A 19,992-nucleotide genomic window follows, 5' to 3' on the forward strand; every position below is an offset into this window, starting at 1 on the left:
ATGGCTTCGGCGCGGGGAAACCTGCTCGTCGGCGTGGTCGCCGACCTCGACGACCCGGACCGGCTCGCGCGGGTGCGGGTGAAGTTCCCGGAGCTGGGCGACGTCCTGAGCGACTGGGCGCCGCTGGTGACGCTGATGGCGGGCGACCGGCGCGGGACGCTGTTCCGCCCCGAGCCGGGCGACGAGGTGCTGGTCGGCTTCCTGCAGGGCGACATGCGCGCGCCGTACGTGCTCGGCGGGGTGTGGAACCAGCCCGAGCCGCCGCCGGCCGACGACGGGAAGCAGGAGAACAACTGGCGGTCCATCACCTCGCGCAGCGGGCACGTCCTGCGGTTCGACGACACCGCCGGGAGCGAGCGCGTCGAGGTGATCGACTCCGCGGGCCAGCGCCGCGTGGTGCTCGACAAGCAGAAGATCACCGTGTCCGCCGACTCCGGCGACGTCGAGGTTTCGGCGCCCAGCGGGTCGATCACCCTGTCGGCCCGGGACATCACCGTGCACGCGACCGGCTCGCTGGCGCTGACCGGCGACACCGGCGTCACGGTCAAGGGCCTCACCGTGGACATCAACTAGGGGAGCAGATGGGCCAGCTTCAAGCGCCCCAATGTGGCGTTCGGTGCGTCCAGCGCACCCAATGTGGCGTTCGGTGCGTTGGACGCAACCAACGCCACATTGGGGCGCATCGGCCCGAACGTGAACCAACGTGCGACGCGCAACACCAAGGGGAGCAGATGGGCCAGCCAGCCGCGAAGCAGGGCGATCGGATCACCGCGCTCGACCTGCACCTGATCCAGCCACCGGCGTCGTCACCGCCGGCGCCGGTGCCGCACCCGTTCAGCGGGGTCCTCGACGCCGGTCTGTCCTCGGACGTGCGTATCGAGGGACGCTTCGCCGCCACCGTCGGCAGCACGGCGACGAACACCCCGCCCCACGTCCCGCAGGGTGGCTCCTTCGTGAAGCCGCCCTCCAACCAGGGCCGCGTCACGCTCGGCAGCAAGACCGTGCGGATCAACGGCAAACCCGCCGCCCGCGCCGGTGACACCGCGCTGACCTGCAACGACCCCGCGGACCTCCCGGTCGGGACGGTCGTGGCCGTGAGCACCGTCGGGATCGGGGGTTGAGATGACCGCGTTCCTGGGCCGCGGCCCGGCCTTCCCGATCGCGCCGGGACCGGCGGGAAGCCTGCCGATGACCGAAGGCGAGGAGAAGGTGCGCCAGAGCATCCGGCTCATCCTCGGCACCGCGCCCGGCGAGCGGCGGATGCGCCCCACCTTCGGCTGCGGCATCCACGAACTGGTCTTCCAGGCCAACACCGCCGCCCTCCACGGCGACGTCGCGCACCGCGTGCGGACGGCGCTGCTCGAGTGGGAGCCGCGGATCGAGGTGCTCGACGTCGTCGTCGACGCGCCGCCGGACGCCCCGAACACGCTGCTCGTGCGGATCTCCTACCGGATCCGGGCGAACAACTCCGTCTACAACCTGGTCTACCCGTTCTACCTCACCGAAGGGACAGGGAGCTGACATGGCACTCGAGGTCCCCGACCTGGACACGCGCACCTTCGACCAGCTCGTCGAAGAGGCGAAGCGGCGGATCGCCCGGTACACCCCGGAGTGGACCGACTTCAACACCAGCGACCCGGGCATCACGCTCGTCGAGCTGTTCGCCTGGCTGACCGAGATCACCCTGTTCCAGCTCAACCAGGTCCCCGAGCTGACCTACGTCAAGTTCCTCGACCTGCTCGGGCTGACGCAGGACCCGGCGCGGCCCGCGACCGCCGAACTGACGTTCACGCCGACCCCCGGCGCGGGCCCGGTGCTCGTGCCCGAGCGGACGCAGGTTTCGGCCACCGGCCCGGACGGCAGCCCGCTGGTGTTCGAGACCGACCAGGGCCTCGCGCTGATCCCGTACCCGCTGAGCGACGTCGTGGTCGACGACGGCTCCGAGTTCAAGGAGTTCACCGGCGCGAACGACGCCGAGGGCGTCACCTTCCACCCGCTCGGCTGGATCCCGCAGCCCGGCAACGCGCTCTACCTCGGTTTCACGCCGCCGCGGACCCCGGGCCCCGCGCGGTTCCCGCCGGAACTGCGGCTGCGGGTGAGCCTGCCGGCCGCCGCGCTCGCCGGGGTCCCGCAGCGCGCCGGTGCCCGGGTGCGCCCGCCCGACCCGCCGGTCCGGCTGGTGTGGGAGTTCCTGCCCCGGAAGGACGCGAGCTGGCGGCGGCTGAACACCTACGCCGACGACTCGGGCGCGTTCACCCGCGAGGGCTACCTGACGATCGCGGGCCCGGCGGGCATCGAGCCGGCGGCGGGCATCGCCGACGTCGACGAAGCGCGGTACTGGCTGCGGGTGCGCCTGGTCGGCGGCGCGTACCCGGCCGGGCACGAACCGGAGATCGACGGGATCACCCCGAACACGACCCCGGCCCGGAACCTCGCCACGGTGACCGAAGAACTGCTGGGCGTCTCCGACGGCAGTCCGAACCAGACAGTCCACACGCGACGGAAGCCGGTCGCGGAGCTCACCGTCGAGGTCCGGGGCGACGAGACCGGGCAGTGGGAGCTCGTCGAGGACTTCCTGGCGTCGGGGCCGGAAGACGAGCACTACACCCTCGACGCCGACAGCGGCACCGTGACCTTCGGCGACGGCGTCCGCGGCCTGATCCCGCCCGCCGGAGCCGAGCTGGTCGCGGTCGAGTACCGCTACGGCGGCGGCGCGGCGGGCAACCTGCCCGCGGGCGCGATCACCGCCCCGCTGTCCGCGCTGCCCGGCGTCGGCTCGGTCACCAACCGGCGGCCCTCGGCGGGGGGCACCGCCCGGCAGTCGCTGGACGACCTGAAGCGCGACGCGCCGGCGTTGCTGCGGCACCAGCAGCGCGCGGTGACCGCCGACGACTACGCCGCGCTGGCCCGCAAGGTCGGCGGGGTGGCGGACGCGGTCGCGCTGCCGGTGACCCACCCCGGCCACCCGGACGTCGAGGTCGCGGGCGCGGTCACCGTGCTGATCGTCGCCGACACCGACGACCCGGAACCGGCGCCGAGCGCGGAGCTGATCGCGGCGGTGTGCCGGGACCTGGAGCCGGCCCGGCTGCTGGCGACCGAGCTGTACGTCAGCGGCCCGGTCTTCGTGCCGATCGCCGTGCACGCCACGGTGACCGTGAACCCGTATGCCGCGGCCGACGCCGTCGCACGCGCGGCGGAGCAGGCGGTGAAGGACTTCATCGGCCCGCTGCACCGGCAGCCGGACGGCCGCCGCACCGCGCGGTTCGGCCGGACGTTCCAGCCGACCGGGCTCTACGGCGCCCTGCTCGCGGTGCCGGACGTCGTCGCGGTGACCCAGCTCGACCTGGTCGTCGACGGGCGGCCGGTCGACGACCCGCGGCAGCCCGTCCCGCTCCCGCCGCTCGGGCTGCCCGTGTCGGGCGAGCACCTGATCCGCGCGCAAAGTGAGGTGAGCCCGTAGTGCCGAAGCATTGGCTCCTCGACGCCCGGACGGGGTGGCGCACCGGCGCGGCCGACGGCGTCGCCGCCGGGGCACGGCTCACGCTGGCCGCCGCGGCGGACGGCCCGCTCGCGTTCGCCGCGGCCGACGGCAGCCTCGGCGGGCTGCGGCTCCCGGCCGGGATCGCCGTGTCGCGGCACGGGATCCGGTACCTGCTGGATCCACCCGGCCGCCTGATCCGCCGGTACGACCCGCGCCGGCACGAGTTCGTCCCGGTTCTCGGCGGGCGGCCGCCGGTCGACAGCTCGGCGTTCGGCGACGTCGCGAACATCGCCATCGCCGGCGACCTGCTGTACGTGGCCGACCGGCGCGGGCGGCGCGTGCTCGCCTTCGGCGTGCCCGACCTGCGGTTGCGGCACGTCTGGACCGGCTACCGCGACCTGGCCGACGTCACCGCGGCGGGCGGGGCGGCCTACTTCCTCGACCGCCACGAGACGCGGGTCTGGCGCCACGAGCCCGGCCACGACCACCCCGAGCTCGTGGTGCGGGACGTCGTCCGAAGTGGACGGATGAGCCGCGTCGCCGTCGACCGGACCGGGATCGTCCACCTGTACGACCCGGCCTACGACCGAGTGCGCGCGTACAGCCGTCCCCCTGCCGAGTACCGGGACGCGGGCGAAGTGCGCGACCGGTTCCCCGCCGTGCCGATCCGGGTCCTGGACGGGGTTTTCGTCCTGCCGGACGGCTCCGCGTTCGACCGTTCGGGCCGTCCGGCCGGGCAGGTCCGGGCGAGCCGGGGCCCCGCGCCCTACGTCCGCGCCGGGCAGTGGCGGACGACCGTGCTGGACGGCCGGGTGTACCGGTGCGTCTGGGACCGGATCGAACTGGACCTCGCCGACCTGCCCGCCGGCACGGCGATCGCCGTCGACACCGCGACGTTCGACGAGCCGTCCGCGGACCTCGCGGCGGCGGACTGGACGACGGCCGGCCGTCAGGCCGGGACCGAGCACGCGCCCGGGGCGGCCGCTGCGTCCACTGTGGACTGGCCGGTCCGCGGCCGGCCCGGCCGGTACCTGGCGGTACGGCTGCGGCTGTCCGGCGCCGGCCGGGCCACGCCGTCGGTGCGCGCGGTCCGTGCCCGCTACCCGCGTGAGTCCGCGCTGGAGTTCCTGCCCGCGGTGTTCGCCGCCGACGAGGAGAGCAAGGACTTCCTCGAGCGGTTCCTCGGCGTGTTCCAGGCCGAATGGGACGCCCTCGCCGCCCGCGTCGCGGACCTGCCCGCCTACGCCGACCCGGAGGCCGTGCCCGCCGGGGCGCCGCTCGAGTTCCTCGCGAGCCGGCTCGGCATTCCGCTCGACGCGCGGTGGGACACGGCGGCCAAGCGGCGGTGGCTGCGCGCGAGCCTCGCCGTCCTGCGCCGCCGGGGCACGCCGGGCGCCGTGCGGGACCTGCTCGCCGCGCTGGCCGCCAACCTGACCGGGATCGAACCCGGTCCGGACGGGCTGCCGAGGCTGGTGGAGGGGTTCCGCCTCCGCGGACGGCAGACCGTCGGGGCGGGCGTCGGCTCGGCTCCACTGTGGAGCCCGGACGTGGTCGGCCGGCTGCGCACGCCGTCCTACGCCCGGGTCGGCACGGCGAAGCTGGTGTCCGTTTCGGACCCCGCCCACGACCTGTTCACCAGCACCGCCAACAGTTTCCGCGTCTACCTGCCCGCCGCGTGGGTGCGGACCGCCGAGGACGAGCGGGCCGTGCGCCGGCTGCTCGCCGCCGAACGCCCGGCCACCGCACGGTACGACCTCTGCCTGGTCGAACCGCGGCTGCGGGTGGCCACCCAGGCCACCGTGGGCCTGGACACCGTGGTCGGGGCCGTCCCGGTCGCGCGGCTGGCCTGCCGGCACGCCACGGACGTCCCGCCCAGCCGTCCCCCCAGCCACCGGCTCGGCCTGGACACCGTGCTGGCCGCGCGGCCGGGACCCCGGGCCGTCACCGTGATCAGGCCGTCGGAATGAAAGTCCCGTCGGAATGAAAGTCGAGGAGTCACCGATGTCAGAGCGATCGGCACCGCACGGCGCACCCGTCGCCGAGCGGAACCGCTACTTCACCGGCAAGTTCATGGCCGCGCGGGACTTCGCCGCCGACACCGAGTACCTGCTGGACCGGCACCGGCTGCACAACCGGCTGCTGCACGGCTGGGGCATCGTGTGCGGCCTCGACGTCCGGCCGCACCCGCGGCCGGAGTGCGCCCGCGAATGGGTCGTCGTCACGGCCGGGTTCGCGATCGACTGCCACGGCCGGGAGCTGGTGCTCGCCGGCGACACCGCGTTCCGGCTGCCGCTGCCGCCCGGGCCGGACAGCGAACCGCTCGGCGAGGACTGCCCGCCGCGGCACGACCCGTTCCTGCTGTGCGCGCGGTTCTCCCAGGAGAAGATCGAGCCGGTGCCCGCGCTGTACGCCGAGGGCACCTGCGACCCGCACCACACCGAGTACAACCGGTACCGCGAAGGCGTCCGGCTCGTCGTCGCCGACGTCACCCCGGCGTGCTGGCCGACCGCGGAATGCGGGTGCGACGACGAAAAGCACCACGGCGAGGACTGCGGCTGCGGCTGCCACGGGAACTGCTTCGAACCGCACTGCCCGTGCGGCGACCTGGTCCCGCTGGCCCGGGTGGTCCCGCACCACCACGGCGGCGGTTACCGGCTCGACCTGGACGGCCGCCGCGTCCAGCCCCCGCCGCCGGCGATGCTCACCCACGTCACCGGGATCAACTGGCCGCACGGCGGCCGGGTCACCCCGCACGAGCTGCGGCGGGACATGGACGGCAAGCTGCGGATCAGGTTCGACCGCCCGCTGCGGAAGTTCGAGGACTGCGGCGCGCGCGGAGTGAACGAATACACCTTCGTCGTCCAGTTCAGCGGGTCGACGCAGGCCCTCGAGTACGTGCCGTTCCCGGACGGGAAGCCGCCGGAGCTGGAAGACGACGGCTGCACGGCGGTGTTCACCATCGACGACGACTACCTCAACGAACGCGGCAGGCGCGGACTGCGTGACGTCGTCGTCCACGTGTCCCTGCGCTGCGACTTCATCCCGGACTGCCGGGGCATCCCCGTCGACGGCAACCACCTGCGCGGCAGGCTGCCCTCCGGCGACGGCGTCCAAGGCGGACTGTTCGAGAGCTGGTTCGAGGTGCGCGAACACCATCATCACCACGACCACCACGACGGTGACGAAGAGGGGGCGGAGGCATGACGAGCACACTCACGGAGCCCGGGTGCGGCTGCGGGTGTGACGGGGAGCGGACCTGCGAGCTGCGGGCCCCGGTGCGGCCCCGGTTCTTCTGCGGCCAGCTGCTGACCGACCAGGACCTCTCCGGACTGGCCGCCTGGGTGAAGGACAAGCGGGCGCTGGCCCGGTACCGCGAGGGCTGGGGCGTGGTGTGCGGGCTCGACGTCCGCGCGGACCCGGACCGGGCGAGCGGGGTCGTGGTCCGGCCGGGGCACGCCGTCAGCTCGTGCGGCGAGGACGTCGTCGTCGCCGGCCAGGCCGCGTTCGACCTCGGGCCGAGCTGCCCGGCGCCGGCCCCGTGCGCCACCCCGGGCGAGGAGCCTCCGCCGGACGACTGCGTGCTGGACCTCGGCGTCGCGTACGCCGAGGTAGCCGACGACCCGGTGGTCGCGCTCGGGCGGTCCGCGTGCGGCCAGGCCGGCGAGTGCGAGAACAGCCGGATCGTCGAATCCTTCCGGCTGGTCGCGTCGCGGGTGCTCGGCGGCGCCGAGCCGGACCGGCCGGACTGGCGGCGCTGGCAGGAGGGATACGCCGAGGCGGTTTCCCCGCTGGAGCGGGCCGAGGCCGACGGCGTCGCGGGCGACGGCGTGTCCGCGGCGGACCGGCTGGCCTGGCTGCGGGACCGGATCCGGGACCACCCCCTGGCCCACTTCGGGTTCGTCGAGGACTGGCTGACCCAGTCCGAGGTGACCCCGGCCCGGTTCGTCTCCCTGCTCTACTGGCTGGTCCAGGACCGGCTCCTGAGCTTCTACGCCGACGGCTGCCCGCCCGGCTGCGCGGGCGAGCCGGTGCCGCTGGCGCGGATCTGGCTGCACCGCACGCGCACGCCGGACGGCCGCCGCCAGTGGGTGGTCAAGGCCGTCGACCCCGGCCCGCCGTACCGGCGGCCCTTCGGCCCGGCCGGGTGGCCGGCCGGGCCGGGCAAGGCGAACCTCGGCCAGGTCGTGTGGCACCGGCCGGAGGACGCGTGCCTCGAGGTCAAGCGGCTGGGCGTGACCGTGTCCGGGACGGCGGACTGGCCGATCCCGTCCACTGTGGACGAGATTCGCCGGATGCTGGGCAGCCCGCCGGTGTCCGGCTGCGGGGACGCGGTGACCCTGCGGACGGTCGCCATGCCGGACGGCGCGTTCCTCACCGGGGCGCGCGTGGTCGGGTTCGTCGCCGATCCCGCGACGGAGAAGGCCGCCCCACGGGTCAGCAAGGCGACGCGGCGGGTTCCGCCGCCGAAGCCCGCCCGGCGCCGGACGGACGGCAAGCCGTGACCGACCGGCCGCGCTACCGCGAGGGCCGCCGGCTGGACGCCGGCGTCCTGACGACCGAGCAGGACTACCTGACCGAAGGCCGGAGAACGCACGACCGGACCGCGCACGGCTCCGGCGTCGCCCGCGGCCTCGCTCTGACCGCCACCGCCGCCGGGGTCACGATCGCCCCCGGCGTGGCGGTGGACGAGGCGGGCCGGTCGCTGGTGGTGCCCGCGCCGATCCGGCTGCCGTGGAGGGATCTGCCCGGTGACGCCGCCGGGCTCGACCTGTGGCTCGCCTACCGGGAGACGGCCACCGCGGACCGGATCGCGGCCGGCGTGTGCGTCCAGGTGGAAGTCGTGACGGCGACCGCGGCGGCCGTCGTCACGCCGGAGTCGGCGGTGTTCCTCGGCCGGCTGCGCCGCGGCGGCAACGGTTACGTCGTGGAGCCCGGCGGAGTGTCCTATCCGGACGTCGTGGCGTCCGCGGTCGCCGCGCCGGACGTCACGCTGCGCCTGGACGCCGAACCGCTGCTCACGGTCGACGGCCCCGGCCCGGCCCGGCTCGCGGTGACGTCGTCCGCGACGAGCGTCACCGGCACCCTGGCCGCGCCGGACGGCCGGGTCGCGGGTCCCGTGCGGTTCGGCCGCCCCGGCCCGCCGCCGGGGGAGGCCCGGCCGTGGCGCTGGTACCGCACCGGGCGCGAGCTGCGGGCCGAGATCGCCACCCCGGCGCCGACCGAGGTCCCGGAATGGTCCCGGTTCGCCGTGCTGACCTGCCGCGGCTCGGCTCCGCTCGCCGTGGACTCCGGCGGGACCATGACCGTCTCCGGCGACCTGACCGTCGAGGGGCCCGTCGTGCAGGCCGCCGCCGGGACGGACCCCGACGACCCGCGGCTGCGGGCCCGGATGCTGAGTACCTGGGTCGACGCGGTCGACGTGGCGAGCCGCGCGGTCGACGACCGGTTCCGCGGCCCGGCCGTCGACCCCTCGGTGCTGACCGTGACGCTCACCCCCGGCCCGGCGGGCCCCGGTGTCCTGCCGTACCGGCTGGTCGTGAGCACCACGGGCGCGGCGCTCGTCACCGACGTCTCGGTGGTCGCCACGACCACTGTGGACACGGCGACGTCGACGGCGACGCTGGCCACCGGGCGGCAGGTGGCCTCGAGCCAGGCGCTCACGCTCGACGTCTCCGTGCCGCTGCCGTCGGCGTCGTCGCGGGTGCACGTGTCGGCCGCCGTGCTCGGCGTGCTGCCGGGCAGCCGGGTCGCCTACGCCAGCGGGACCTTGGACTTCGTGGGCCCACCGCCCATTCCCTGACCGACACCGACCATCGGAGGTGCGAAGTGGACGCGGACCGGATCGCCCGGGTGCGGTACTTCGACGGGCAGTACCTGCGTCCCCAGGACTTCACCGACGAGCAGGGTTACCACGTCGCGATGCGGCGGCGGCACAACCTCGCCGGGCACAGCTGGGGGATCGTGTCCGGGCTGGCCGTGAAATCCGCCGGCGCGGTGTCGGCGATCGAGCCGGGACTGGCCGTCGACGGCTACGGGCGCGAGATCGTCGTGCCGCGGCGGCTTCCGGTGCCGCGCCTGCCCGCGCCGCCACCCGGCGCGCCGCCCGCTTACGACGTCTGGATCTGTTACGACCGCGTCGGTTCGGACCAGCCGCCCGACGGCTACGCGGCCTGCGGGGCGAGCGGCACGGCCTACTACCGCTGGCAGGAGCAGCCGCGCGTGCTCGTCACCGAGGCCGACTCGGATCCCGATCCCACGTCCCCGCCGGGTGTCCCGGACGGCGACCTGGACTTCGGGCCCGAACGCACCGCGCCGGAGGAGAACCGGCCCTGGCCGGTGTTCCTCGCCCGGCTCACGCCCGCCGAGATCGCCGGGCAGTACCTCGTGGACGGCACGGCCCGCCGGTACGCCGGGGTGGTCGCCGCGTCGGTGGTGCACCCGGCCGGGGTGGCGCGGGTCGACCTCGCCCCGGCCCCGGAGACGGTGTTCTCCGTGCGGGACGGCTCCGATACCGACCGGTTCACCATCGGCGGCGACGGCCTGCTGACCGCGCCGGGTGGCCTGCGGGTCGACGGCGAGCTGCGGATCGACACGGGGGCGCTGAACCTGCCGCCTTCGGCGTCCGACGGCAAGGAGCCGTGGCAGATCCGCGCGGTGGAGGAGGACGGCGTCCGCGAGCTCCAGGTGGTGATCGCCCCCGGCGGCGACGCCTCGTTCTCCATCGGGAAGTCCGCGTCGGACGGCCGGTTCGAGCCCGCCCTGACCGTGACCGGTGACGACCGGGTCGTCGTGCACGGCGCGCTGCACGTCGCCGGCAAGCTGACCGCGCGGGAGATCGCGACCCAGCGGTCGGACCCGGCGACCCAGGCGCTGATCACCGGGACGATGCTGAGCGGGATCGCCGGCGCGGCGGGTGTCGCGGCGAAGCTGTACCAGCCGCCGGCGGCGGCCGTGGCCCTCGCGGACGTCCTGGCCGCCGACCCGGCGCTGCTGCGCGAGGTGGCGGCCAAGCTGCGGGCCGACCACGCCGAAGTCGCCGACGGCCTGATCCAGCAACTGTCCACTTTGGAGGGACCGGCATGACCGGCCGGATCGGGACGTTGACGGCCGATTACGTGGCCTACGGCCCGGCGGCCTGCGCCCAGGCCTCCCGGCTCGACACGATCGCCCGGCTCGAACTCGGCGCGGCATTGGACCGGGCGCTGGGCGACGACGGCACCGTATACGTCCTGCGGGACGTCCACGCGGAGCTGACGCTGCGGGTGGACGAGCCGGACGCCGCCCGGCGGTGGGCGGAGGCACTGGCGGGAGCGGTCACCGAAACGATCGACACCGACGACGGCGCGCGGGTGGTGACCTTTCCCGACGAGGCCGCGTACCTGGCCGCCTACCTCGCCGACCACGTCCGCGGCGAGGCCGCCGCGCACTGGTACTTCGCGACGCTGCGGCGGTTCCACCACCGGCCGCTCGCGGAAGTACTCCCGGAGCTGTTCGCGGACACGCCCGCGGACCTCGTGTTCGCCGCCCTGCACCGGCAGGGCCGCCTGGCCGAGGTGCTCGCCGCCGTCCCCGTGGCCGTCCTGGCCGAGGTGACCACCCCGGCCGGACCGGCCGACGACCTGGCCGGCCTGTGGCCGTTGCTGGTCGCCGCCACCCGGATCGCCGACGACTGGGCACTGTGGACGTCGGCACCGCTCACCGCGCCGGAGGTGGCCCGCCGGTACCGGGCCCGCCCGGTCCCGGACTGGCGGGATCCGGTCGCGCTGACGTCGATCGTGCTCGACGTCCTGCGGACCCTCCCGGAGACCGGCCGCCCGGCGGGCCCGCCCCCGTCGTCGCTCGCGGCCGAGCTCGGCTGGCTCGACCTGCCGTTGCTGGTCCGGGGCCTGACCGGCGACCGACCGGTCCGCCGTCCGGCCCCGCGCGAGACGGCGATCCGGGCGGAGGTGCGAGCGGTGGCGGACCGGCTCGGCCCGATCGGGACGGACCCGGCCGCGGTCCTCCGCCTGCGTGCGGCCGTGTTCGCCGAGCGTCCGGAGTGGATGGACGACCCGCTGGTGGAGTCGGTGCTGGCCGCCGTCGCCGTGGTGGACTCGGTTGAGAGCGAGTGCGCGGGTGTGCTGCTGTTCCTGCGCGGGGTGTCCGACCTGCGGCTCCCGGCGGTGCTCGCCCGTGCCGGTGCCGCGGACGCGCTCGTGCCCGCGCTGCTCGCGGTGGCGGGCGGGCTCAGCGGGGCCGGTCCCGAGGATCCCGCGGTGGCCGCGTTCGCCGGCAGGCCCGACGACGTCGAGGCCGAGACGCGGCATTGGCCGGAGATCGAAGCACGCCACGGTGCCGCGATCCGGCGTGAGCTGGACGCCGTCTTGCGCGGGCTGCGGATCGACGCACCCGCCGGCGCGGATCTGGCCGACGCGCTGGCGCAGTCCGTGCTCGCGGCTTGGCGACGTTGGCTCGGTACGTGCGCCGGCCTGTCCGGGCCGGACTTGCTGGCGCACTTCGCGCGCCGGCCCGGTCGCTTGTCGTGGTTGCCGCGGGAGCTGCGGGCCGACCTCGACGCGAGCCTGCTGGATGTCGCGCTCCGGCAGGCGGGGTACGACCAGCCGATCGAGGCGGTGCCGTGGCTGGGCGACCGCCGGGTGAGTTTCCGGCTGGTGGCGCGATGATCGGCCGTGCGGACAGCGTCAGCGACCGCCGGGTGAGCTTCTGGCCGGTGGCGCGATGACCGGCTACCCCGACAGCGCCACCCACCTCGCCGACGAACTGGCCCGCGCCCGTCACCTGCTCCGGGCGCAGCTCGCGTGGTTCCGCGAAGGGCTGGGGCTGGTCAAGCCCGGTGACCAGTGGGGACTCCCGAGCGTCGGCGAGGCGGAAGTGGCCGCCTACCTGGCCGGGGACGGCACCCCGCCACCGTTGCCCGAGGCGGTCCGCGCCGAACTGGCCGCCGCCCGGGAGGCCGCCGATCGGATCGCCGGGCGCGTGCGGGCCACGACGGGCGGCCTGCGGCTCGTGGACCTCGTCTCGCGGTTCGAGCTGGACCAGTTCGAGCGCGACGTCGTCCTGTTGTGCCTCTTGTCCGAAGTGGACAGCCGATGCCGCCGGCTGTTCGGCTACCTCGCCGACGACGCGACGGTCACCGGGCCCACCGCCGAGCTGGCCGTGCGCGCGGTCGCGCCGGAGCTGAGCGGCACCGGCTGGGGCCGGGCGCTGTTCTCGGCGAGCCGGCCGCTCGCCGCCCACGGCCTCGTCGTCCGCGACGAGCGGGACGTCCTGCGGCTCGACCGGCGGATCGCGGGCTTCCTGACCGGCGAGGACACCCCGGACGACCGCGTCACCGGCGTGCTCGCCGTCGCCGGGCCGGGGCCGTCGCTGGACGAGCTGGTGCTGGAGCCGGAGTTCCGCGACCGCCTGCGCGCGCTCGCCCGCACGCTGGACGACGACACGTTCGTGCTGCTCCACGGCCCGCCCGGGGCCGGGCGGCGAACCCTCGCGGCCGCGCTGTGCGCCGAAGCCGGACGGGAGCTGCTGTACGCGCGGGTCGCCGAGCCCGACGTGATGGGTCTCTGCCGCCGGGAAGCCACCTTGCGCGGTGCCGCGCTGTGCTGGGTGGGCCTGGAGGCCGGCTCCGGCGAGCTGCCGCCGCGGTCCGGCCTGACGTTCGGCACGGCCGAAACGGCCTGGGACCCGGCGGGGGAGGGGCCTCGGTCCGGCTTCCTGCGGGTCGACCTGCCGGTCCCCGGGTTCGCGGTGCGCCGCGACCTGTGGCTGGCGATGCTGCCGCCGGACGCCGAGTTCGCGTCGCCTTCGCCGTCGCGCAAGACACTGGCGGAGCTGCTGGCCAACACGTTCCAGCTCACCCCCGGCCAGATCGCCGACGCGGTCGGCTCGGCCCGTGGCGTCGCGAGGGTGCGGGCGCCGGGCGGCACGAAACTGCGTGCGGAGGAGCTGTACGAGGGTTGCCGGCGACAGTCGGCGCGGCGGCTCGTCGCGTTCGCGCGCCGGATCGAGCCGCGGACCGAGCTGACGTTCGACGACCTGGTGCTCCCGCAGGCGAACCGGCTCCAGCTGGACGAGCTGCGCGGGCGGATCACGCTGCGCAGCCGGGTCTACGGCGGCTGGGGCTTCGAGCGGCGGCTGAGCCTCGGCCGCGGCGTCGTCGCGATGTTCACCGGCGGCTCGGGCATGGGCAAGACCATGGCCGCGACCTTGCTCGCGGCGGAGCAGGGCGCCGATCTGTACAAAGTGGACCTCGCGGCGGTGGCGAGCAAGTACGTGGGGGAGACGGAGAAGAACCTCGACCGGGTGTTCGCCGACGCGGAGCAGACGAACGCGATGATCTTCTTCGACGAGGCCGACGCGCTGTTCGCCAAGCGCGGCGAGGTGAAGGAGGCCAAGGACCGCTGGGCCAACGTCGAAATGGCGTTCCTGCTCCAGCGCGTCGAAGAGTTCAGCGGGGTCGTGGTCCTCGCGTCGAACCTGCGGCAGAACATCGACACGGCGTTCCTGCGCAGGCTGCACGCGGTGGTCGACTTCCCCCCACCGGACGCGCACGCGAGGCTGCGGATCTGGCGCGGCATGTTCCCGGCGGCGGTCACGGCACCGGAGCCGGACGAGCTGGCACGGCTCGCCGAACGGTTCCCCCTGTCGGGCGGCAGCATCAAGAACGTGGTGCTGGACGCGGCTTTCCGCGCGCTGCGAGCCGACCCTTCGGCCACCGGGGTGAGCCTGCGCGACCTCGTCGTCTCGGTCGGGCGCGAATACCAGAAGCTCGGGCTCCCGATCACGCCGGGCGAGTTCGGCGAGCCGTTCTACGACTGGTTCGGGGAGGGACTGCGGCATGGGTGAGGAGAAGACGCGAGCGGACAAGAAGCCGGAGCCGGCCCCGCCGGAGCCGGCGAAGCCGCCCGCGCCCCAGCAGCACGACGGAACCATCCGCAAGGAGACCCCGAAGCCTCCGGACACGGCGGCGGCTCCGCAGCAGCAGGCGCGGAACACGGCGCAGTTGCAGCAGAGCGTCGGCAACCAGCAGGCCAATCGGCTGTTGCGCGCCGCGCGAGACCAGGCGGGACCGCCGGCGCTGCCGGTCAGCCACCCGGGCGACAAGGCGGAGCAGGAAGCGGAGGCCCTGGCCCGGAAGGTGACGGCGGAGGCGTCCCGGGTGTCGGGCGACCCTGAGACGGTCGCCGGCGACCCGCCTGTGGTCTCCCAGCCGGCCGGTGGTGCTCCGGCCGCGGCGCCGCACCCGGCCGGCGGCGATGCGGGGGTCGTCCATCGGCTGGCGGAGCCGCAACCAGGCGGCGGCCCTGCCGCGGCGACCGCCCACCAGCTGGCGGAAGCGCCCTCGACGGGCGGCGGCCCGGCCGCGCTGCGGCATCCGGCCGGTGGTGACTCGGCGATGACCGATCGTCTGGTGCAGGCGCATCCGGCCGGGGGCGGCCCGGCCGCGGCGCCGCATCCGGCCGGGGGCGAGGCGGCCGTGGTCCACCGCTTGGCGGAGTCACACCCGACCGGCGGAGAACCGGCGACCCACCACCCGGCAGGGCCGCAGCCGCAGCCACCCCCGGCCCCGGCTCAGGCCCCCGACCCGACGTCCCCGGCGGCGATCGTGAACCACCCAGGCCCGGGCAGCCCCATCCCGCAGCCGACCCGCGGGATCCTCGAACGGCGGCTCACCACGGACCTCCGCCACGTCGTCGTCCACCACGACACCCAGTCCGACCTGGCGGCCCGTGCCCTGCACGCCCGCGCCGTGACGAGGCAGAACCACATCTGGCTGGCGAGCGACGCCTCACCCACCGACCTGCACCTGATGGCCCACGAGGTCGCCCACGTCCTGCAGCACCACGAGCACGTCGTCCACCGCGCGGCCGACAGCGACAACCTGCAGGCCGGGAAGGGACCGAAGGCCACCGGGCCGGCCGACGGGGAGTTCCGGCCCCCGAGCGGGTCGCAGTCGAAGTACGCCTTGGCCATCAACCCGCTGCCGATCCCCACGTTCAAGGTCCCGTTCACGGAACCGCACGTGCCGCTGGAGAACCTCCGCCCACCGGGTGGCGAGCGGGAGACCGCCCAGAACTCCTTCTGGCGGGGGCAGGCGAAGAGCAAGGTCACCACCGGGGTGACCGGTTACATCGAGCACGGCCGGGACGGGAAGAAACCCGTCAAGGTGCAGGTCGGCAAGGCCGACGCCGTCTACTACTTCAAAGCGAAGGCGTCGGAGACGTTCGTCTTCGGCGAGGCGGCCGACATCGCCGAAGCCGCGCTGATCCCGATCTGGGACAGGAAGGGCGACGCGGCCAAGTTCCAGATCGACCACAAGCTCGAATCACAGCTGGGCGGGACCGACGACAAGCCCACGGACAACCTCTGGCTCCTGCAGGCCCGCGCGAACGGGAGCGTCGGCCCGATCATCGCGGCGAGTGTGCGCAACGCCAAGAAGGAGGCTTTCGCGGCGGCGATCAAGAAGTGGCAGAAGGACGACCCGAGCAAGGAGCCACCGGAGAACCTGCGAGACCCGGCGACCGCGTACCCGGTCGTGGTCGACAAGATCGTCGACAGCAAACGGACGGTGGCCGGCTCCGACATCAACTGGACCCTGGGCGAAATCCAGGAGGGCAAACAGCTGGACGCCCTCGTGCCGATGGGGGAGAAAGAGGTCGTCCAGTACAACCTCGCGGGGTCGCCGACGAAGCTCGCGATCTACCTCGGCAGCTCCGGGGGCAAGTTCGACCTGCCGTGGAAGGACGACAAGCCGGACCTCGCCTCGCCGGAGATGAAGAAGAACCCGTTGTACAAGACCGACTTCCAGGTCCAGTCGGGCACCTTCGAGAAGGGCAAGGGCGGGGTGCTCGTCGGGACGTCGTTCTCGCGCAGCAAGAAGATCAAGAAGATGACGATCTCGTTGCCCTTCGTGCCCCAGAAGGGCATCGAATTCGGCGGGACGGTGACGGAGCACGCCGTCCGGCAGGCGCTCAAAGCGGGCAATCCGGAGTCGCCGGTGTTCAGCCCGCTGGACTTCACCCAGGCGGACATCGTCAAGGGCATCGGCATCGTCGCCCGCGGCCGGCTGATGCCCACCGTGCCGCTGTTGTCGGGGCTGGGGATCGACGCGGTCCTCGAAGGCAGCAGCCTTGGCCTGGAACGGACGTTCGTCGCGAACGAGCTGCCGCTCCCGAAGCCGTTCACCGCTTCGGGCGAGGTGACGGTGTTCGCCGGCCTCGACGACGGCGGGGACGCGAAGGCCAGTGTCACCGGCACGCTGAACTTCGCCCTGCCCGGCGTGGCCCAGGGCGAGATCGACGCGTCCATGGGTGCGGAAGGCTTCGAACTGAGCGGAAAGCTCGGCTTCGACAGCAAGCTCTTCGATCCGGCCCAAGCGGCCTTCACGTACAAGAAGGTCAACGGCGAGTACCAGTGGGGCCTGTCCGGGCTCCTCGGCGTGGGCGGCGGCAAGGTGCCCGGCATCAAGTCGGGTCAGCTGGCCGTGCAGTACGAAAACCAGGTCTTCACCGCGTCCGGTGACGCCCAGCTCGCCATCCCCGGTGTCGAAAGCGGCAAGCTCGACGTCAAGTACGGCGAGCGGGAAGGCCTGACGATCGGGGGTGCCTTCCAGCTGTCGAAGGACGTTCCCGGCATCGAAAGCGGGTCCATCGACGCGACCGTGACCCGCAAGCCGCCCGCGAACCAGTGGCAGCTCGCCGCGCACGGCACCGCGAAACCCAAGATCCCCGGTGTCGACGCGACGCTCACCGCGTCCTATGAGGACGGTGTCTTCACGATCGAAGGCGACGCCGCCTACGCACGCGGCATGCTGTCCGGCAGCATCCACATCGGAGTCAGCAACCAGCCGCCCGCACCCGGCGGAAAGCCCGGCGAACAACCGGGCGGAAAACCCGGCGGGAAGCCGGGCGCCCCGGGTTCGGCGCTGTCCGTCCACGGTGGCGGCCGGCTCACGCTGCGCCTCGCGCCGTGGCTGGAGGCGACCGCCGCCGTCCAGCTCGACCGCGACGGGCAGGTGCAGCTCGACGGCGAGGTCAAGCTGCCGGAAGCCATCGACCTGTTCCCCGCCAAGGGGATCAAGAAGAACGTGCTCACCGTCGGCTTCGACATCCCCATCGTCGGGATCGCGGTGTTCGGCCAGCGCGTCGGCATCTTCGCGACCATCCAGGGGGGTCTCGACGCGGAGGCGTCGGTCGGGCCGGGCCAGTTGCGGCAGCTCGGGCTCAAGGTGCACTACGAGCCGGGTCGGGAAGAGAACACGTCGATCACCGGCGGCGCTCAGCTGCACGTGCCCGCGGAGGCCGGGCTGCGACTGTTCGTACGCGGCGGGATCGGCGCGGGCATCCCGCTCGTCAGCGCCGAAGCCGGCCTGGAGATCGGCGGCAAGCTCGGTCTGCAGGGCGCGTTCGACGCGTCGACGCAGATCAACTGGACGCCGAAGCAGGGCCTGGTGCTCGACGCGCGGGTCGACCTGACCGCCGAACCCCGGTTCGTCTTCGACGTCACCGGGTTCGCGAAGGTCGAGGTCGGCGCGTTCGGCTTCACCAAGGACCTCTACGACAAGAAGTGGAACCTGGCCGCCTTCGAGTACGGCTCCGGCCTGCGGATCGGCGTGCACGCGCCGGTCCACTACGAACAGGGCAAGCCGTTCGCCTTCTCGCTCGACGACGTGCGGTTCGAGCTGCCGAAGGTGGATCCCGGCCGGATCCTGCAGGACCTCGTCAAACGCATCGCCTGAGTCGGAGGAGCCGACCATGAACGCACCGGTCACCGAGCTGGAACTGGGAGTGCTGCGCCACCTGCGCGGCGACCTCGAAGGCGCCGAGGCGCTCTACCGCGCGGCGCTGGCGGCCGAGCCCGCCGACCCGGTCACGCTGAACAACCTCGGCTTCGTGATCGCGCAGGCGGGCCGGTTCGCCGAGGCCGTCACCTGGTACGAGCGGGCCCTCGAACTGGACGCGGGCCGCGCGGTCGCCCACCTGAACCTCGGCAACGCCCGCGCGGCGCTGGGTGATCTCGACGGCGGGATCGAGGAGCTCCGGCGGTCGGCCGAGCTCGCCCCGGACAACGCGACCGCGTTCGACAACCTGGGCCAGCTCCTGCTGCTGGCCGGCCGGTACGCCGAAGCCGAGACGGCGTGGACCGAAGCCGTCCGGCTCACTCCGGGCGACCCCGCGCCGCGGACCGCGTGGGCGACCGTGGTCGCGGCGCGCGGCAGGCTGGAGGAAGCGGTCGGGATCCTGCACCAGGCACTGGCCCTCGACGACGAGTACGCCCCGGCGTGGGCACAGCTCGGCGCGCTGCTGGTGGTGCGGGGCGACCTGGCCTCCGGCTGCGGCGCGCTGGCCCGCGCCAAGGCGCTCGCCCCCGGCGACACCGACGTCCGCCGGCACCTGGCGGTCGCGCTGCTGTCGCTGGGCCGCCGCGACGAGGCGGCGGCCGAGCTCACCGACCTGCTCCGCCTCGACCCGGCGGCGACGGAGGCCCGCGTCGACCTGGCGGTGCTGCACCTGGCCGCGGACCGCCCGTCGGCGGCGCTGGCCCAGCTCGACCGGGCACTGGAGAAGGCGCCGGACGACGACCGCGCGCTGCTGCACCGCGGCCTGGCGTTGCGCGAACTCGGCCGGACGAGCGAAGGGGACGACGTCCTGCGCGCTCTGGCGAAGTCCGGAAGCGCTCACTCGTCCCGTGCTTCGGAGCTGTCCGAACCAGACCCGGGGTGACGCGGGGGGCCGCCTGAGGTTGCCCGGCTGTGATCAATCCGACCGCGGTGCAGCCGATCCGCGGGGCAGCGCGTGTAGTGATCATGAAATTGAGAACGAAACTCTTCGCTGTCGTCGCGTTCGCGCTGTCGGCGGTCGTGGCCGGTACCACGCCGGCGCCGGCCGCCCCGGCCCAGACCGTGGAGGTCGCCGCTCCCGCGGGCAGCGGTCTCCCGGCCTACGTCGCCGTCATCAAGCCGGTCACCGCCGAACGGCTCGGGAACAGCTGGCACGAGGGCTGCCCGGTCGGTCCCGACCAGCTGCGCCTGGTGAACCTGAGCTTCGTCGGCTTCGACGGCGCGGTGCACCGCGGTGAGCTGGTCGTCAACGCCGACCGCGCCACCGAGGTCGCCCGCGTTTTCGCCGACCTGTACTTCGCCCGGTTCCCCATCGAGCGGATGGAAACCGTGGAGAAGTACAACTCAGACGACGACGCCTCGATGGCGGCGAACAACACCTCGGCGTTCAACTGCCGCGCGATCACCGGCGGCACGGCGTGGTCCAACCACTCCTACGGCCGCGCCATCGACATCAACACCGTGCAGAACCCGTACATCTCCGGCAGCGGCGCGGTCTACCCGCCCAACGGCGCGCCCTACGCCGACCGCACGCAGACCGTGCCGGGCATGATCCACCTGGGCGACAGCACCGAGCAGGCGTTCACCACCCGCGGCTGGACCTGGGGCGGCTCGTGGGACACCCCGATCGACTACCAGCACTTCGAGAAGCCCTGACACTGGCGGGAAAACTGGG

Annotated in this window: 14 protein-coding genes; all 14 read left to right on the forward strand. The window is 73.9% G+C overall.

All coding sequences use genetic code 11. From position 1 onward, the window contains the following. The 14 genes from AB0G28_RS25295 to AB0G28_RS25360 all read left to right on the forward strand — a co-directional run bounded on the left by AB0G28_RS25295 (position 1) and on the right by AB0G28_RS25360 (position 19,973). On the forward strand, positions 1–573 hold the full coding sequence (locus AB0G28_RS25295; protein ID WP_361093616.1) for a phage baseplate assembly protein V: 573 nt from the start codon (positions 1–3) through the stop codon (positions 571–573). Between the two features lie 158 nt (positions 574–731). Continuing rightward, complete coding sequence (locus AB0G28_RS25300) at positions 732–1,121, forward strand: PAAR domain-containing protein (RefSeq protein WP_361093619.1); 390 nt, start codon at positions 732–734, stop codon at positions 1,119–1,121. A gap of 1 nt (position 1,122) precedes the next feature. Next, positions 1,123–1,521: a GPW/gp25 family protein gene (locus AB0G28_RS25305; RefSeq protein WP_361093622.1), complete on the forward strand. Its 399-nt coding sequence runs from the start codon at positions 1,123–1,125 to the stop codon at positions 1,519–1,521. A gap of 1 nt (position 1,522) precedes the next feature. Beyond that, complete coding sequence (locus tag AB0G28_RS25310; RefSeq protein WP_361093625.1) at positions 1,523–3,460, forward strand: putative baseplate assembly protein; 1,938 nt, start codon at positions 1,523–1,525, stop codon at positions 3,458–3,460. Beyond that, complete coding sequence (locus AB0G28_RS25315; RefSeq protein WP_361093628.1) at positions 3,460–5,448, forward strand: phage tail protein; 1,989 nt, start codon at positions 3,460–3,462, stop codon at positions 5,446–5,448. Before AB0G28_RS25310 ends, AB0G28_RS25315 begins: the two co-directional genes overlap by 1 nt. A gap of 34 nt (positions 5,449–5,482) precedes the next feature. Next, positions 5,483–6,685: a hypothetical protein gene (locus tag AB0G28_RS25320; protein WP_361093631.1), complete on the forward strand. Its 1,203-nt coding sequence runs from the start codon at positions 5,483–5,485 to the stop codon at positions 6,683–6,685. Next, positions 6,682–7,983, forward strand: coding sequence for a hypothetical protein (locus AB0G28_RS25325; protein WP_361093634.1), 1,302 nt, complete (start codon positions 6,682–6,684; stop codon positions 7,981–7,983). The genes AB0G28_RS25320 and AB0G28_RS25325 overlap by 4 nt, the downstream gene beginning before the upstream one ends. Then, a complete protein-coding gene (locus AB0G28_RS25330) occupies positions 7,980–9,281 on the forward strand; it encodes a hypothetical protein (RefSeq protein ID WP_361093637.1) in 1,302 nt (433 codons plus the stop codon). The genes AB0G28_RS25325 and AB0G28_RS25330 overlap by 4 nt, the downstream gene beginning before the upstream one ends. 26 nt (positions 9,282–9,307) lie before the next feature. Next, entirely contained in the window at positions 9,308–10,564 is a 1,257-nt protein-coding gene (locus tag AB0G28_RS25335; RefSeq protein ID WP_361093640.1) for a hypothetical protein, read from the forward strand. Continuing rightward, positions 10,561–12,144, forward strand: coding sequence for a hypothetical protein (locus tag AB0G28_RS25340; protein WP_361093643.1), 1,584 nt, complete (start codon positions 10,561–10,563; stop codon positions 12,142–12,144). The genes AB0G28_RS25335 and AB0G28_RS25340 overlap by 4 nt, the downstream gene beginning before the upstream one ends. 55 nt (positions 12,145–12,199) lie before the next feature. Continuing rightward, positions 12,200–14,323 (forward strand): AAA family ATPase, encoded by a 2,124-nt coding sequence (locus AB0G28_RS25345; protein WP_361093646.1) that lies wholly within the window; start codon positions 12,200–12,202, stop codon positions 14,321–14,323. Further along, positions 14,316–18,215 carry a DUF4157 domain-containing protein gene (locus AB0G28_RS25350; protein WP_361093649.1) on the forward strand — a complete coding sequence of 1,300 codons (3,900 nt, stop codon included), beginning with the start codon at positions 14,316–14,318 and terminating at the stop codon, positions 18,213–18,215. Before AB0G28_RS25345 ends, AB0G28_RS25350 begins: the two co-directional genes overlap by 8 nt. Positions 18,216–18,231: 16 nt before the next feature. Further along, entirely contained in the window at positions 18,232–19,200 is a 969-nt protein-coding gene (locus tag AB0G28_RS25355; protein ID WP_361093652.1) for a tetratricopeptide repeat protein, read from the forward strand. An 83-nt stretch (positions 19,201–19,283) separates the two neighbouring features. Continuing rightward, positions 19,284–19,973, forward strand: a complete 690-nt coding sequence (locus tag AB0G28_RS25360; RefSeq protein WP_361093655.1) for a M15 family metallopeptidase — start codon at positions 19,284–19,286, stop codon at positions 19,971–19,973. Positions 19,974–19,992 lie beyond the last annotated feature (19 nt).

Origin of the sequence: Amycolatopsis sp. NPDC021455, assembly GCF_040640995.1 — a bacterium.
Taxonomy (GTDB): Bacteria; Actinomycetota; Actinomycetes; order Mycobacteriales; family Pseudonocardiaceae; genus Amycolatopsis.

Coding starts and splice junctions, on each gene's coding strand:
- AB0G28_RS25295 (WP_361093616.1), top strand. CDS start 1: ATGGCTTCGGCGCGGGGAAACCTGCTCGTCGGCGTGGTCGCCGACCTC.
- AB0G28_RS25300 (WP_361093619.1), top strand. CDS start 732: ATGGGCCAGCCAGCCGCGAAGCAGGGCGATCGGATCACCGCGCTCGAC.
- AB0G28_RS25305 (WP_361093622.1), top strand. CDS start 1,123: ATGACCGCGTTCCTGGGCCGCGGCCCGGCCTTCCCGATCGCGCCGGGA.
- AB0G28_RS25310 (WP_361093625.1), top strand. CDS start 1,523: ATGGCACTCGAGGTCCCCGACCTGGACACGCGCACCTTCGACCAGCTC.
- AB0G28_RS25320 (WP_361093631.1), top strand. CDS start 5,483: ATGTCAGAGCGATCGGCACCGCACGGCGCACCCGTCGCCGAGCGGAAC.
- AB0G28_RS25325 (WP_361093634.1), top strand. CDS start 6,682: ATGACGAGCACACTCACGGAGCCCGGGTGCGGCTGCGGGTGTGACGGG.
- AB0G28_RS25340 (WP_361093643.1), top strand. CDS start 10,561: ATGACCGGCCGGATCGGGACGTTGACGGCCGATTACGTGGCCTACGGC.
- AB0G28_RS25345 (WP_361093646.1), top strand. CDS start 12,200: ATGACCGGCTACCCCGACAGCGCCACCCACCTCGCCGACGAACTGGCC.
- AB0G28_RS25350 (WP_361093649.1), top strand. CDS start 14,316: ATGGGTGAGGAGAAGACGCGAGCGGACAAGAAGCCGGAGCCGGCCCCG.
- AB0G28_RS25355 (WP_361093652.1), top strand. CDS start 18,232: ATGAACGCACCGGTCACCGAGCTGGAACTGGGAGTGCTGCGCCACCTG.
- AB0G28_RS25360 (WP_361093655.1), top strand. CDS start 19,284: ATGAAATTGAGAACGAAACTCTTCGCTGTCGTCGCGTTCGCGCTGTCG.